We start from the raw sequence: 15407 nt of genomic DNA on the forward strand, positions 1-15407 counted from the left end.
GAGCAAGCCCTCCCACACGGTTTGATCGAGGTATTCGGGTTACTCAAGTACCACCAGGCGGTTAGGCAGTTCATTGCGCGCCTGGGTCAGCGGCACATGCACCTTGAGCAACTCGCCACAGGCTTGGATGCAGGCAATGAACCCGGCCAGTGTCTGGCCCTGTTTCACCTGCTGGGTGAAGGCCTGGACAATGGCGTCCCAATTGCTGTCGTCCAGGCGTTTGGAGATGCCCTCATCCACCAGGATTTCCACATAGCGCTCGGCCTCGCTGACAAAAATCAGCACGCCGGTGCTGCCCACAGTGTGGTGCAGGTTCTGCTCCAGAAACTGCCGGCGCGCCAGGTTCGATGCGCGCCAATGCCGCACCGAACGCGGGATCAGGCGGGTCGTCACCTTGGGCAAGCGGAACACCAGGCACAACACAATGAACGTCGCCCACTGCGCCAGCAGCAAGGTGTACATGGTCAGGTAGCCGGACAGGTAATGCACCACCCCCGGCACCACCAGGGCGATCAGGCTGGCCCACAACAACGGGATGTACGCGTAGTCATCGGCACGGGCGGCCAGGACTGTCACCAGCTCGGCGTCGGTCTGCTGCTCGACCCGGGCGATCGCTTCGGCGACCTGGCGTTGTTCGTGTTCACTCAGTAGTGCCATGGTTATAGATGCTCTTTTATCGTTATTGTCATTACCAGCCGCCCGAGGCCCCGCCCCCGCCGAAGCCACCCCCGCCGCCCCGGAAACCACCGCCGCCGCCCCCGCCACCGCCGCCGCGTCCACTGCTGCTGAGGATCGCCAGCAGGATCGCGCCCACCGGCAGGCCCAGGCGATTGCACAGCCACAGCACACCGATCAGCAGCACGAACAGGCCAATGGAAAGGCCGGGATTATCCTTGGCAAAATTGCCGTCCGCCACATGGGCCGGCACCGCCAGGGGTTCACCGCCGACCACCTGGACCATCGCGGCCACGCCGTCGCTGATGCCCTGGCTGTAATTGCCGGCCTTGAACTTGGGCGCGATCACCTGGTTGATGATGACCCACGACTGTGCATCGGTGAGCACGCCTTCCAGGCCATAACCCACTTCGATGCGCAACTTGCGTTCATCGCGGGCGACGATCAACAGCGCGCCGTTGTCCTTGCCCTTCTGGCCGATGCCCCACTGGCGCCCCAATTGATAACCGAAGTCCTCGATCGGCACGCCTTGCAGGTCGGGCACGGTGACCACCACGATCTGGGCGCCGCGCGTCTGCTCCAGCGCCTGCAACTGCTGGGTCAACTGCGCGCGCACCGCCGGGTCGATCATCTGGGCGTTGTCCACCACCCGCCCGGTCAGCGCCGGGAAGGTCAACGCTGCCTGGGCCGCGCCCGCGCAGGCCAACAGCCACAGCGCCAGGCCTATCCTTAATAAACGCATCGACACCTCAGTGCAGCCTTATTTGAACTTCACTTGCGGCGCTTTATCGGCATCGGCACTGGTGGCTTCGAACGTGGCGCGAATCGGCAAATCGCTGTACATCACGCTGTGCCACAAACGGCCTGGGAAGGTGCGGATCTCGGTGTTGTACGCCTGCACGGCCTGGATAAAGTCGCGGCGCGCCACGGCGATACGGTTTTCGGTGCCTTCCAGCTGGGATTGCAGGGCCAGGAAGTTCTGGTTGGCTTTGAGATCCGGGTAGCGCTCGGACACCACCATCAAGCGGCTGAGGGCGCCGCTCAAGCCGTCCTGGGCCTGCTGGAACTGCTTGAGTTTTTCCGGGTTGTCCAGGGTGCTGGCGTCGACCTGGATCGAGGTGGCCTTGGCCCGCGCTTCGATCACGGCGGTCAGGGTGTCCTGCTCATGGGCGGCGTAGCCTTTGACCACTTCCACCAGGTTGGGGATCAAGTCGGCACGGCGCTGGTACTGGTTCTGCACCTGGCCCCAGGCCGCCTTGGCTTGCTCGTCGAGGGTGGGAATGGTGTTGATGCCGCAACCGCTCAGCACCGTGCTGATCAATAGCAGAGCCGCGGCTTTGAGGCCCCAGCGGTTAACGTGTGCTGCTTGCATGATGTATCTCCTGCCCAAACTGGATGGAATTGGATGACCTGCCCTATAAACCGCGCGCTTGGGGCATAATCCGCCACCACTGGTATGCATCGAGCCAATCAGCTACAAAGATGCCCAGCGCGAATAAGAGTTCAGAAGTGTGCGGTATTTCTCTGAACAACGCCCGAACAACAATAGACGCTCCCCACATTTTGGCCGTCAGCGCGAGCGCTGTGCAGTGAGCCGAAAAAGGATATTCATGAAAAAGCTGTGTTTGCTCGGCCTTGTTGCCACGCTGGCCACTCACCCCGTATGGGCAGAAACAAAGCCTGCTGCGCTTAAGGACAAGGACGCCTTTGTCAGCGACCTGCTCAAGCAGATGACCCTGGATGAAAAGATCGGCCAGTTGCGCCTGATCAGCATCGGCCCCGAAATGCCCCGCGAGCTGATCCGCAAGGAAATCGCCGCTGGCCGCATCGGCGGCACGTTCAACTCCATCACCCGCCCGGAAAACCGTCCGATGCAGGACGCGGCCATGCGCAGTCGCCTGAAGATCCCGATGTTCTTCGCCTACGACGTGATCCACGGCCACCGCACCATTTTCCCGATCAGCCTGGCCCTGGCCTCCAGCTGGGACATGGACGCCATCGGCCGCTCCGGCCGCATCGCCGCCCAGGAAGCTGCGGCCGACAGCCTGGACATCACCTTCGCGCCGATGGTCGACATCTCCCGCGACCCGCGCTGGGGCCGCACCTCCGAAGGCTTCGGCGAAGACACTTACCTGGTCTCGCGCATCGCCGACGTGATGGTCAAGGCGTTTCAGGGCACCAGCCCCGCCAATGCCGACAGCCTGATGGCCAGCGTCAAGCACTTCGCCCTGTATGGCGCGGTGGAAGGCGGGCGCGACTACAACGTGGTCGACATGAGCCCGGTCAAGATGTACCAGGACTACCTGCCGCCGTATCACGCGGCGATCAAGGCCGGTTCCGGCAGCGTGATGGTGGCGCTCAACTCGATCAACGGCGTACCCGCCACCGCCAATACCTGGCTGATGAACGACCTGCTGCGCAGGGACTGGGGCTTCAAGGGGCTGGCCGTGAGCGACCACGGCGCGATCTTCGAACTGATCAAGCACGGCGTGGCCAAGGACGGGCGTGAAGCCGCCAAACTGGCGATCAAGGCCGGCATCGACATGAGCATGAACGACTCGCTGTACGGCAAGGAACTGCCGGGGCTGCTCAAGTCCGGCGAGATCGAGCAGAGCGACATCGACAACGCCGTGCGCGAAGTCCTCGGCGCCAAATACGACATGGGCCTGTTCAAGGACCCGTACCTGCGTATCGGCAAGGCCGAGGACGACCCGGCCGACACCTACGCCGACAGCCGCCTGCACCGCGCCGAAGCGCGTGATATTGCGCGCCGCAGCCTGGTGCTGTTGAAAAACCAGAACAACACCCTGCCGCTGAAAAAATCCGCGACCATCGCCCTGGTCGGCCCGCTGGCCAAGGCGCCGATCGACATGATGGGCAGTTGGGCGGCTGCCGGTAAACCCGAGCAATCGGTGACCCTGCTCGACGGCCTCAACGCCGTGATCGGTGAAAAAGGCAAAATCCTCTACGCCCGTGGCGCCAACATCACCAACGACAAGGCGGTGGTCGACTACCTCAACTTCCTCAACTTCGATGCGCCGGAAGTGGTGGATGACAAGCGCTCGCCGCAGGTATTGATCGATGAGGCGGTCCAAGCGGCCAAGCAGGCCGACGTGATCGTCGCCGCCGTGGGCGAGTCCCGTGGCATGTCCCACGAGTCCTCCAGCCGCACCGACCTGAACATCCCGCAAAGCCAGCGCGACCTGATCAAGGCGCTCAAGGCCACCGGCAAACCGCTGGTGTTGGTGCTGATGAACGGCCGCCCCTTGTCAATCCTCGACGAGAACCAACAGGCCGACGCCATCCTGGAAACCTGGTTCGCCGGCACCGAAGGCGGCAACGCCATCGCCGATGTGCTGTTCGGCGACTACAACCCGTCGGGCAAACTGCCGATCACCTTCCCGCGTTCGGTGGGGCAGATTCCGACCTACTACAACCACCTGACCATCGGCCGGCCGTTCACCCCAGGCAAGCCGGGCAACTACACCTCGCAGTACTTCGATGACACCACCGGGCCGCTGTTCCCGTTTGGTTATGGCCTGAGCTACACCACGTTCAGCGTGTCGGATATGGCGCTGTCGTCCACGACCCTGAACAAGACCGGCAAGCTCGACGCCAGCGTCACCGTGAAAAACACCGGTAAGGTCGACGGCGAAACCGTGGTGCAGCTGTACATCCAGGACGTGGCCGGTTCGATGATCCGTCCGATCAAGGAGTTGAAGAACTTCCAGAAAGTCATGCTCAAGGCCGGTGAAGAGCGCACGCTGCATTTCACCATCACCGAAGAAGACTTGAAGTTCTACAACACCCAGCTCAAGTACGCGGCCGAACCGGGTGAGTTCAATGTGCAGATCGGGTTGGATTCCCAGGATGTGCAGCAGCAGACCTTCGAGCTGCTTTGATTCAATGATCGTTCCCACGCTCCGCGTGGGAATGCAGCCACAGGAAGCTCCGCGTCCAAAGCGTGACGCAGAGCGTCACAAGAGGCATTCCCACGCAGAGCGTGGGAACGATCGTTAATCGCGTCGATCCAGCAGATTTACCACCAACCGATCAATCCAGCCCCACACCCGCTGCTTCACCCGCCGCCACAATGGCCGCGCCTTCCACGCCTCCAGGCTGACCACCTGGCTCTGGGCAAAATCCGCGGTAAAACTCGCCGCCACCGCCTGGGTCAGCTCAGGGTCCAACGCTTCCAGATTGGCCTCCAGATTGAAACGCAGATTCCAGTGGTCGAAATTGCACGAACCGATGCTCACCCAGTCGTCCACCAACACCATCTTCAGGTGCAGAAAGCACGGTTGGTATTCAAAAATCTGCACGCCCGAGCGCAGCAGACGCGGGTAATAGCGGTGCCCGGCGTAACGCACCGACGGGTGATCGGTGCGCGGGCCGGTCAGCAGCAAACGCACATCCACCCCACGCCCTGCTGCCCGGCGCAATGCGCGGCGCACACCCCACGTGGGCAGAAAATACGGCGTGGCGAACCAGATACGTTGCTGACTACTGTTCAGCGCGCGGATTAACGATTGCAGGATGTCGCGGTGCTGTCGGGAATCCGCGTAGGCCACCCGGCCCAGCCCCGGCCCCGTCGCCGGCACCTTGGGCAGACGCGGCAAACCGAAATGCGTGGCGGGTTTCCATGCGCGCCGCGCCGCGTTGGCGTGCCATTGGCGGTCGAACAGCGCCTGCCAGTCCAGCACCAGCGGGCCGCTGACCTGCACCATCACCTCGTGCCACTCGGCCGTGTCCTGGCCCGGCGTCCAGAACTCATCCGTTACGCCCGTGCCGCCGACCACGGCGAGCTGTTGGTCGATCAGTAACAGCTTGCGATGGTCGCGGTACAGGTTACGCATCCAGCGTCGCCAGCTCAGACGATTGTAGAAGCGCAGTTCCACCCCGGCGTCAGTCAGGCGTTTGCGCAGCGACAGGGTAAACGCCAGGCTGCCGTAGTCATCGAACAGGCACCGCACGCGCACACCGCGCTCGGCGGCCAGCACCAGTGCCTGCACCATGGCCTCGGCGCACGCACCGGCCTCCACCAAGTACAACTCCAGGTCCACTTGCTGTTCGGCACGGGCAATGCCCACCAGCATCTGCGGGAAAAACTGCGGGCCGTCGATCAACAACTCGAAACGGTTGGCGCTGCGCCACGGAAACACCGCGCCGCCCATGTCAGCGCGCCGTGAAGATCAGTACCGCACCCACCGGCACCGACAAACTGATCGACTTCAGCCCGGCCGCCTTGCGCAGCGCGGCCACCCCCGGCGCCAGGTCGAAATCCTCGGCATGCAGCACCACCGGCTCCAGGGTCACCACCTGGAAACGCCGGTCATCCAGGCGCGTGGCCAGCAGCTCGGCGCTGTAGGCCTGGGTTTTGCCGTGCAAGGTCACACTCAGTGGCAGGCGCAACTCCAATTGCGCGCCGGGGGCCAGGTCGTTAATGGGCTGCAGATTGATCTGCGCGCTGATCAACGCCTCGGGGAACGTCTTGATCTCAAACAACTGATTGCGCATGCGCTCATCGCGCAGCGGCACGCCGCTGTTGACCGACTCCAATTCCACCTGCACCTGCGCCGCGCCCTTGTCGTCGACCTTGCCGTGCAGCACCAGAAAACGATGCACATCGGCAATCTCAGTGTTTTTGGTGGTGACGAACGACAGGCGCGAGGATTCGTTATCCAGGTAGCAGTCGGCATGGGCGGGCACAGCAGCGACCGCCAGCAAGGCGAAGGCCAGGGGTTTTATCAGAGAAGCATTGAACATAAAGACTCGAGGGGCAAAAAACCTGGACGAACCTTAACTGCGCCGCCTGCCGGGCGCAATGTAACTGACGAAGCAGATCAACTGTGGGAGCTGGCTTGCCTGCGATAGCGGCAGGTCAGTCAACATCACTGTCGCCTGTGCCGTCGTCATCGCAGGCAAGCCAGCTCCCGCAGGGGAAGTGTGCCGTGTCAGGGATTCAGGCGGCAGCCTTGACGGTCGCCGAGCCACCTTGCGCTGTGGGTTCGGCCCAGCCCGCTCGCCGTCACTTCACTGCGCTCCGGGTTGTCGCTGAAGGCGCTGGTCGGCACGTACTGCTTCACATACCCCTTGCAGTACTGCGCCGGGTTATTCGCCACATAGCGGCATGAGCAATACTCTTTGGCGGTGTACGCCGCGATGATATCGGGGAAGGCTTGCAGGTTGACGCGTTCGTGCCAGACCCACGCCAACAGCGCGAGCAATAACAGCAGAAAAAAACCGGTCAACGGCCGACGACGGATCATGGTTGCACCGCCGCAAGCACGCGTTTGAGCAATTCGTTGTGGCGATAGCTGCCGTCACGATCGTCGCCGTAGCGCACGATCACCAGGCGTTCATCGGGCAATACGAACAGTGCCTGGCCCCAGTGGCCGAGCGCCGCGAAGGTATCGGCGGGAGCGCCGGGCCAAGGCCTTGGCGTGCCTTGGTTGAGCCACCAATGGCCGCCGGGGACAGCTTCGTCCTGCCCGGTTTGGTATCGGTTGAACGGCTGGCGATTGAAGGCCACCCACTCCTTGGGCAGCAGTTGCTGGTCACCCCAACGCCCCTCCCGCGCCATCAGCAGGCCGACCCGCGCCAGGTCGCGAGCGGTGAGGTAAGCGTAGGACGAGGCGACAAACGTCTCGTCGCCGTCGGTTTCCCACGTGGCATTGCGAATGCCCAGTGGCTTGAACAACGCATCCCACGGGTAACTCATATAGGCCTTGTGACCGAGCATGCCTTTCAGTGCGGCGGATAAAAGATTGCTGTCGCCACTGGAGTAACGGAACGCCTGGCCCGGCGCGCTAGAGGCCTCCGTGTTCGCGGCAAACTCAGCCATGTCCGTGCGGCCACGGGTATAGAGCATGGCCACCACCGAGGATTTGAGCGGGGCGAACTCGTAGTCTTCCTGCCAGTCCAGCCCCGAGGCCCAGTGCAGCAGATCGGCCATTGTGACCGTCGGATGCTGCTTCATCGGCGGGTAAAACCGCGCCACCGGGTCGCTCAATTTGAAGCGGTTGTCGCCGTAGGCCACCCCCAGCACGCAGGCCATCAGGCTTTTGCTGACCGACCAGGTCAAGTGCGGCGTGCTGGCGGTAGTGGGTGCGGCGTAGCGTTCGTAGATGACTTCACCGTCGCGTATCACCAGCAGGGCGTCGGTGCGAATGCCTTGGCGGGTGCTGTCGTCGCGCGGGGGAAAGGCATAGGCGTCCAGGGCTTGGAGCGCGGGACCGGTGAGCCGCGCGCCCTCGGCCCATTGCGGGTCGGGCCAGGTTTCAGCGTGGCCGTTAACGGTGAACAACAACAGCGCAACGCACAACAGGCCTCTGACCATGGACGCGAACTCGACGGGGCATTCAAACCCGCGAGGCTAGCCCAGGCGCATGACAGATTGACGACAAAGGGCCTGTCATCCAAGCGTCACCATAACTTCATGGAGATGACACCGGGCCTCCATAGCCTGACTTCGGACAACAAAGTCGACCGGCCGAAACGTGGCCGGCACTCGGAGACTCGCCATGACTCAGATCGCCCGCATCAGCGACACCGGCAATGAACGCCGTCTGCAAGCCGAACGCCTGATCGGCGCCCAGGCTTTGCAGGAAGCCCAGGCCCTGCGGTTCAACGTATTCAGCGGCGAGTTCAACGCCAAGCTGAAAGGCGCGGAACACGGCCTGGACATGGATGACTATGATGTGCACTGCAGCCATATCGGCGTGCGGGACTTGAACACCGGTCGACTGGTAGCCACCACTCGCTTGCTCGACCACCAGGCCGCCAGCACCCTGGGCCGGTTCTACAGCGAAGAAGAATTCAGCCTGCATGGCCTGCTCCACCTGAAGGGCCCGATCCTGGAAATCGGACGCACCTGCGTCGACCCGGCCTACCGCAACGGCGGCACCATCGCGGTGTTGTGGAGCGAGTTGGCCGAGGTGCTCAACCAGGGCGGCTACAGCTATTTGATGGGCTGCGCGAGCATTCCGATGCACGACGGCGGCATCCAGGCCCATGCGATCATGCAGCGCCTGCGCGAACGCTACCTGTGCAACGAACACCTGCGCGCCGAGCCGAAAAAGCCGCTGCCGGCCCTGGATCTGCCGTCCAACGTGATCGCCGAAATGCCGCCGCTGCTCAAGGCCTATATGCGCCTGGGCGCGAAGATCTGCGGCGAGCCATGCTGGGACGAAGACTTCCAGGTCGCCGACGTGTTTATCCTGCTCAAGCGCGACGAGTTGTGCCCGCGCTATGCGCGCCACTTCAAGGCGGCCATGTGATGAGCCGCCTGCGTGTATACGGGCGCATCGCCCGCGTGCTGCTGGTGGTGGCGCTGGGCTTGAGCATGGCCAGCGTGTTTGGCCTTTTCGAACGCTTGGGCGTGGCCAATTCGATGGTGCGCCGCCAGCGCTGGTCGCGGTTCTTCATGGCCCGGCTGACCAACGCCCTGCCCTTTCGCGTGACGGTTCATGGCCAGTTACCGACGCAACCGATGCTATGGGTGAGCAACCACGTGTCCTGGACCGACATACCGCTGCTGGGCATGGTTGCGCCGATGTCGTTTCTGTCCAAGGCCGAAGTGCGCACCTGGCCGGTCGCCGGCTGGTTGGCGGCGAAGGCCGGCAGCCTGTTTATCCGCAGGGGCTCGGGCGACAGCCAATTGATCCGCAAGCAGATGACCCGGCATCTGGAGCAGCAACATCCACTGTTGATGTTCCCCGAAGGCACCACCACCGACGGCCGCAGCCTGCGCACCTTCCACGGGCGCCTGCTGGCCAGCGCGATCGATGCGGATGTGTCGCTGCAACCGGTGGCGATCCGTTACCTGCGCGATGGGCAGGTGGACCCGCTGGCGCCGTTCATTGGCGATGACGATTTGCTCTCGCACCTGATGCGGTTGTTTGCCAATGATCAGGGCGATGTGGAAATCCACGTACTCACACCGATTGCCTGCGCCGGGCAGGAGCGTGCCGCCCTGGCGTTCCAGGCGCAGCAGGCGGTGCAGAAGGCGTTGTTCGGGCCGATCGCTGAAGTTGAACCGGTAGCGGCGCGACCAGCGTTCGCTGCTTGAAACCATGTGGGAGGGGCAAGCCCCTCCTACATTTAGTTTTACGGCGTCAGTTGAGCCTGTGCGAACACCTGCAATTGAGGGTAGAAGCGCCGGAAGTCTTCACTCAACGGTTCATATAAAAGTCGCAACTCCTGCATCGCGTGCCCCAATTCCTCAGGTTGCGTCAGCCGCCGCGAAATCCCGCGCAGCACGTGCTCCATCACCGCAAACTCGCGGTATGAGCCCAGCCAATCGTCCGCTGCCATATAAGGCGCAATCTGCGCCAACCGCCCCGGTAACGCCGGTTCGGCCGCCAGTACCCGGTACACCCGCGAAGTGAAGTCTTCCAGCGGCTGGTCGGCATACAACGCCCAATCCCGCGCCAGGCAGTGATCGAAGAACACGTCCAGAACGATCCCGGCATAGCGCCGACGGGTCAGGCTGAAGCGTGACAACGCCTGCCCTACCAACGGATGGCTGTCGGTAAAACGGTCGATCGAACGATGCAACTGGATCGCCGCTTCAATGGATGGGCTGAACTGGCCCTGCAGGCGGCCTTTAACGAAGTCGCCATACAGGCTGCCCAGCAGTTGCGCAGGCAACTGGCCGCCCAGGTGCAGATGTGCGAGATAATTCATGGCGCGCAGTCTAGCACTGCGCTTAACGTATCGTTATAACCCGATATACCGATTCAGTCTGACCTCAGAGCAAAATCGTATTGGTATATCGGGATATACCGATTTAAAGTTCGCCTCATCGCGATATAACGCTTTACAACACCGAGCACACTGCCATGTCCATCGACCTCGACGAAATAATAAAAGCCCTGGCGCACCCGGTACGGCGAGACATCCTCACCTGGCTCAAAGACCCGAAGGTGCAATTCCCCGAGCAATTGCACAACCACGAGTACGGCATCTGTGCCGGGCAGATCGACCAACGCTGCGGCTTGTCCCAGTCGACCGTGTCGGCCCACCTGGCCACCTTGCAACGCGCGGGTCTGATCAGCAGCCAGAAGGCCGGGCAGTGGCACTTTTTCAAACGCAATGAGGAAGTGATCCAAGCCTTCCTCACAGCGCTCATCACTGAACTCAGCGCCGAACCGCTGTAAAAGGACCCTGCAAATGCCCCTCTCGCTCCTCATCCTGGCCCTGAGCGCCTTCGCCATCGGCACCACCGAGTTCGTCATCATGGGCCTGCTGCCCGATGTGGCGGCGGACCTCGGCGTATCGATCCCGGGCGCCGGCTGGCTGGTCACCGGTTATGCCCTGGGCGTGGCCATTGGTGCGCCCTTTATGGCGCTGGCCACGGCTAAATTGCCGCGCAAGGCCGCCCTGGTAGCGTTGATGGGGATTTTCATTATTGGCAACCTGCTCTGCGCCCTGGCCAGCGACTACAATGTGCTGATGTTCGCTCGCGTGGTCACCGCGCTGTGCCACGGCGCCTTCTTCGGGATTGGTTCGGTGGTCGCCGCCAACCTGGTGCCGGCCAACAAGCGGGCCTCGGCCGTGGCCTTGATGTTTACCGGCCTGACCCTGGCCAACGTGCTCGGTGTTCCCCTGGGCACTGCGCTGGGCCAGCAAGCCGGCTGGCGCTCGACCTTCTGGGCGGTGACGGTGATCGGCGTGGTGGCGTTGATCGGCCTGATTCGTTTCCTGCCGGCCAAGCGCGACGAAGAAAAGCTCGACATGCGCGCCGAACTGGCCGCCCTCAAAGGCGCCGGTATCTGGTTGTCGCTGAGCATGACCGCCCTGTTCGCGGCGTCCATGTTCACTCTCTTCACCTACGTGGCGCCGCTGTTGGGCGATGTCACCGGTGTATCGCCCAAAGGCGTGACCTGGACCCTGCTGCTGATCGGCCTGGGCCTGACCGTCGGCAATATCATCGGCGGCAAGCTCGCGGATAAGCGCCTGGCAGCCACTCTGATCGGCGTGTTTATCAGCATGGCCGTGGTGTCCACCGCGCTGAGCTGGACCAGCGTCGCCGTGATCCCCACCGAAATCACCTTGTTCCTCTGGGCAACCGCCGCGTTCGCCGCCGTACCGGCGCTGCAGATCAACGTGGTGACCTTTGGCAAGGCCGCGCCGAACCTGGTGTCCACCTTGAACATCGGCGCGTTCAACATAGGCAACGCCCTCGGCGCCTGGGTCGGCGGCAGCGTGATCGCCCATGGTTTCGGCCTGACCAGTGTGCCGCTGGCGGCCGCTGCCCTGGCGATCCTTGCCCTTGTGGTGACCTTGATAACTTTCCGTCAGAGCGGCGATGCCGACCTGGCCCCTGCGACCAACTGATCAATGTAATAAAGAAGGTATTGTGCGATGACGACTATTTTCGATCCGATCAAACTGGGTGACGTGGAGCTGTCGAACCGCATCATCATGGCCCCGCTGACCCGCTGCCGCGCCGACGCCGGCCGCGTGCCCAACGCGCTGATGGCCGAGTATTACGTGCAGCGTGCCTCCGCCGGGCTGATCCTCAGCGAAGCCACCTCCGTAACGCAAATGGGCGTAGGCTACCCGGACACCCCGGGCATCTGGTCCAACGACCAGGTGCGTGGCTGGGCCAACGTGACCAAGGCCGTACACGGCGCGGGCGGCAAGATTTTCCTGCAACTGTGGCACGTCGGCCGGATCTCCCACGAGTCCTACCTGAACGGCGAACCCCCCGTGGCACCGAGTGCGATCCAGGCCAAGGGCCACGTCAGCCTGGTGCGTCCGCTGGCCGACTATCCGACCCCGCGCGCCCTGGAAACCGCTGAAATCGCCGACATCGTCGACGCCTACCGCACCGGCGCCGAGAATGCCAAGGCTGCAGGCTTTGACGGCGTGGAAATTCACGGGGCCAACGGCTACCTGCTCGACCAGTTCCTGCAGAGCAGCACCAACCAGCGCACCGATCAGTACGGCGGCTCCCTGGAAAACCGCGCACGCCTGCTGCTGGAAGTGACCGATGCGGCCATCGACGTGTGGGGCCCTGGCCGCGTGGGCGTGCACCTGGCACCCCGCGCCGATGCGCACGACATGGGCGACGCCAACCTGGCGCAGACCTTTACCTACGTCGCCACTGAGCTGGGCAAACGCGGCATCGCGTTTATCTGCTCGCGCGAGAAAGAAGGCGCCGACAGCCTCGGTCCACAGCTGAAAAAAGCCTTCGGCGGCGCGTATATCGCCAACGAACGCTTCACTAAAGACAGCGCCAACGCGTGGCTGGCCGAGGGTAAGGCGGATGCGGTGGCGTTTGGCGTGCCGTTCATTGCCAACCCGGACCTGCCGGCTCGCCTGAAGGCCGATGCCCCGCTGAACGAAGCGCATCCGGAGACGTTCTATGGCAAAGGCCCGGTGGGTTACATCGACTACCCGACCCTGCCGCTGTAATCGCCTGAGACACAAACCAAATGTGGGAGGGGCCTGTCCCCTCCCACATGTTTGCCCCGTCGTTGCCTGTGTAACATTCCTTCACAGCCCTGCAACAAATTCCCTACAAAATACTTAGGCGGCTACCTATCAAGCGCCGGCCAGCCCGTATATAAAGTCACCCCACGAATAAGTCAGAAGGACGATTGACCGTCCTTAGGCTTTACTGTTGACACAACTGGACGCAATTACGCATTTTGTCTCAATTGCGCAGGCTTGGGCTCAAGCGCAGCATGTCCAGCCCTGCCTCTACCCAGCGTTCGGCTTCCTGCTGCAATTGGAAGCTGTCGGGGACCAGCAGCCATTGGCCGATCAGCCCATTGATGTAGGCATGAATGCACACCGCGCCACGCGTGGTGTCGAGGTTTTCCGGAAGTTGCCCGCGATGGACCGCATTACGCAGTGTCAGGCCGATGCGCAGGTTGCATTCCAGGCTATGCGTTTGGCGCTGGCGGCGCATGTCGCACATTTCGTCGGTGAATTCGCACTTATGAAACAAGATCTCATTGATGCGTCGGGTTTTCGGGTCCAGGGCCACTTGATGGAACAAACGAATCAGCAGCTTGCGCATACAGCCCAGCGGGTCGAGTTCATCCTCGCTTTCACTGGCCCGGGCCAACTCGTCCAAGGGCTCGTGCAGCGTATCGAGCAGCGCCTGGAGCAAATCGGATTTATTACTGAAATGCCAATAGATAGCGCCTCGCGTTACGCCGGCCAGTGCGGCGATGTCCGCCAGCGTGGTCCGCGCGACGCCGCGCTCGTAAAAGGCTTGCTCGGCGGCATCGAGAATCTGGCTGCGCGTTTCCTGAGCTTCCTCTTTGGTGCGACGAACCATGGCAGTAAAACCTCAATCAGAACACTTAGGACTATCGATAATGCTGTCTTAATAGGCGGTATCGATCATCTGAATAATTGTGGGACGACGCCGTCATGGGCACCGAACGTACTAAAATCGAGGCTTTGGCCGCTGCTTTGTCAACAACGCGCGAAACCTGTCAAGAGTTTACAAACAACCATGAACGTAAGTATATTGCGTAGCAAGCTACTTATCTACTCACGGCTCGTTTTTTACCCTTCCACACTTCTTGTGCGCACTCTGCGCGCCTGACCCGAGGATCTTCATGCAACTTAAGCCAGCTGTTACCGCTCTGGTCACTGCCGTCGCCCTGGCATCGCTGCTCAGCGGATGTAAAAAGGAAGAAGCGGCTCCGCCCGCTCAAATCCCTCTGGTCGGCGTGGTCACCCTGCAACCGCAAGCCTTTACCCTGACGTCCGAACTCCCTGGCCGCACTACGGCCTTTCGCATCGCGGAAGTTCGCCCGCAGGTCAACGGCATCATTCTCAAGCGCCTGTTCAAAGAAGGCGCGGACGTGAAGGAAGGCCAGCAGCTTTATCAGATCGACCCGTCGGTCTATGAGGCCACCCTGAAAAGCGCCCAGGCCACCCTGAGCCAGACCAAATCCATCAGCGACCGCTACAAGCAGTTGGTGGATGAGCAGGCCGTGAGCCGCCAGGAATACGACACCGCCGTCGCCAATCGCATGACCGCCGAAGCCAACGTGCAAACCGCCCAGATCAACGTGCGCTACACCAAAGTGTTCGCGCCGATCTCCGGGCGTATCGGCCGTTCTTCGGTGACCGAAGGCGCGCTGGTCAGCAATGGCCAGGCCGATGCCATGGCGGTCATCCAGCAACTGGACCCGATCTACGTCGACGTCACGCAGTCTTCGGCCGAAATGCTGAAGCTGCGCCGCGACCTGGAAAGCGGCCAACTGGAAAAAGCCGGCGCCAATGCGGCCAAGGTCAAGCTGACCCTGGAAGACGGTAGCGACTATCAACACGACGGCAAACTGGAATTTTCCGAAGTGTCGGTCGATCAGACCACCGGCTCCGTGACCCTGCGCGCTGTGTTCCCCAACCCTGACCACACCCTGCTGCCGGGCATGTTCGTACACGCCCAATTGCAAGCCGGCGTGAACAGCAAGGCGATCCTGGCCCCGCAGCAAGGCGTGACCCGCGACCTTAAAGGCACTCCGACGGCGCTGATCGTCAACGCGCAAAACAAGGTCGAGCAACGTGAACTGGTGGCCAACCGTACCGCCGGTGCCTACTGGCTGGTGGAGAAAGGCTTGAACGCCGGTGACCGTGTCATCACAGAAGGCTTGCAGTACGTCAAGCCAGGCGCCGAGGTCAAGGTCAAGGACGCGGACAACGCCAAGCCCGCCGGTACCGCCGCTCCTGCTGCCGCTGCTGGCAAAGGGGAGTAACCC

The 15407-nt window shown here is 62.2% G+C and carries 16 protein-coding genes; 7 read left to right on the forward strand and 9 right to left on the reverse strand.

Going from position 1 to position 15407, the window contains the following annotated elements:
- Nucleotides 1-39: 39 nt before the first annotated feature.
- The 3 genes from OSC50_RS17470 to OSC50_RS17480 are packed head-to-tail and all read right to left on the reverse strand — an operon-like array spanning nt 40 to nt 2047.
- On the reverse strand, nt 40-657 hold the full coding sequence (locus tag OSC50_RS17470) for a TPM domain-containing protein (protein ID WP_181081144.1): 618 nt from the start codon (nt 655-657) through the stop codon (nt 40-42).
- A 31-nt stretch (nt 658-688) separates the two neighbouring features.
- Nucleotides 689-1417: a TPM domain-containing protein gene (locus OSC50_RS17475; protein ID WP_266248357.1), complete on the reverse strand. Its 729-nt coding sequence runs from the start codon at nt 1415-1417 to the stop codon at nt 689-691.
- Nucleotides 1418-1435: 18 nt separating this feature from the next.
- On the reverse strand, nt 1436-2047 hold the full coding sequence (locus OSC50_RS17480) for a LemA family protein (RefSeq protein WP_253511085.1): 612 nt from the start codon (nt 2045-2047) through the stop codon (nt 1436-1438).
- Nucleotides 2048-2285: 238 nt separating this feature from the next.
- Here OSC50_RS17480 and bglX point away from each other — a divergent pair, with 238 nt between their 5' ends.
- Entirely contained in the window at nt 2286-4577 is a 2292-nt protein-coding gene (bglX, locus tag OSC50_RS17485; protein ID WP_181081524.1) for a beta-glucosidase BglX, read from the forward strand.
- A 114-nt stretch (nt 4578-4691) separates the two neighbouring features.
- Here the strand turns inward: bglX and OSC50_RS17490 are convergent, their stop codons facing one another.
- The 4 genes from OSC50_RS17490 to OSC50_RS17505 form a co-directional block, all read right to left on the reverse strand.
- Entirely contained in the window at nt 4692-5849 is a 1158-nt protein-coding gene (locus OSC50_RS17490; protein WP_253511082.1) for a phospholipase D-like domain-containing protein, read from the reverse strand.
- Between the two features lies 1 nt (nt 5850).
- On the reverse strand, nt 5851-6441 hold the full coding sequence (locus OSC50_RS17495; protein WP_266248354.1) for a YceI family protein: 591 nt from the start codon (nt 6439-6441) through the stop codon (nt 5851-5853).
- Between the two features lie 188 nt (nt 6442-6629).
- Nucleotides 6630-6944, reverse strand: coding sequence for an amidase (locus OSC50_RS17500; protein ID WP_253511075.1), 315 nt, complete (start codon nt 6942-6944; stop codon nt 6630-6632).
- Nucleotides 6941-8014, reverse strand: coding sequence for a serine hydrolase domain-containing protein (locus OSC50_RS17505; RefSeq protein ID WP_266248351.1), 1074 nt, complete (start codon nt 8012-8014; stop codon nt 6941-6943). Before OSC50_RS17505 ends, OSC50_RS17500 begins: the two co-directional genes overlap by 4 nt.
- Before the next feature lie 184 nt (nt 8015-8198).
- Here OSC50_RS17505 and olsB point away from each other — a divergent pair, with 184 nt between their 5' ends.
- Nucleotides 8199-8954: an L-ornithine N(alpha)-acyltransferase gene (gene olsB / locus OSC50_RS17510; RefSeq protein ID WP_266248349.1), complete on the forward strand. Its 756-nt coding sequence runs from the start codon at nt 8199-8201 to the stop codon at nt 8952-8954.
- Nucleotides 8954-9745 carry a lysophospholipid acyltransferase family protein gene (locus tag OSC50_RS17515; RefSeq protein WP_181081529.1) on the forward strand — a complete coding sequence of 264 codons (792 nt, stop codon included), beginning with the start codon at nt 8954-8956 and terminating at the stop codon, nt 9743-9745. Before olsB ends, OSC50_RS17515 begins: the two co-directional genes overlap by 1 nt.
- A 38-nt stretch (nt 9746-9783) precedes the next feature.
- On the opposite strand, the gene OSC50_RS17520 is transcribed toward OSC50_RS17515, so the two are convergent.
- On the reverse strand, nt 9784-10362 hold the full coding sequence (locus OSC50_RS17520; RefSeq protein ID WP_266248347.1) for an acyl carrier protein phosphodiesterase: 579 nt from the start codon (nt 10360-10362) through the stop codon (nt 9784-9786).
- Nucleotides 10363-10517: 155 nt separating this feature from the next.
- Here OSC50_RS17520 and OSC50_RS17525 point away from each other — a divergent pair, with 155 nt between their 5' ends.
- From OSC50_RS17525 to OSC50_RS17535, 3 genes are read left to right on the forward strand one after another with little or no spacing between them, the layout of a single operon-like run.
- Entirely contained in the window at nt 10518-10835 is a 318-nt protein-coding gene (locus tag OSC50_RS17525; RefSeq protein ID WP_181081531.1) for an ArsR/SmtB family transcription factor, read from the forward strand.
- A 13-nt stretch (nt 10836-10848) separates the two neighbouring features.
- Nucleotides 10849-12015: an MFS transporter gene (locus tag OSC50_RS17530; RefSeq protein WP_181081532.1), complete on the forward strand. Its 1167-nt coding sequence runs from the start codon at nt 10849-10851 to the stop codon at nt 12013-12015.
- 27 nt (nt 12016-12042) lie between these two features.
- Complete coding sequence (locus OSC50_RS17535; RefSeq protein ID WP_266248346.1) at nt 12043-13098, forward strand: alkene reductase; 1056 nt, start codon at nt 12043-12045, stop codon at nt 13096-13098.
- 241 nt (nt 13099-13339) lie between these two features.
- On the opposite strand, the gene OSC50_RS17540 is transcribed toward OSC50_RS17535, so the two are convergent.
- Entirely contained in the window at nt 13340-13972 is a 633-nt protein-coding gene (locus tag OSC50_RS17540) for a TetR family transcriptional regulator (RefSeq protein WP_181081534.1), read from the reverse strand.
- Between the two features lie 286 nt (nt 13973-14258).
- On the opposite strand from OSC50_RS17540, the gene OSC50_RS17545 reads away from it, so the two are divergent.
- A complete protein-coding gene (locus tag OSC50_RS17545) occupies nt 14259-15404 on the forward strand; it encodes an efflux RND transporter periplasmic adaptor subunit (protein ID WP_181081535.1) in 1146 nt (381 codons plus the stop codon).
- The last annotated feature ends 3 nt before the right edge of the window (nt 15405-15407 follow it).

The organism is Pseudomonas quebecensis, from assembly GCF_026410085.1.
In the GTDB taxonomy this organism is placed as follows: Bacteria; Pseudomonadota; Gammaproteobacteria; order Pseudomonadales; family Pseudomonadaceae; genus Aquipseudomonas; species Aquipseudomonas quebecensis.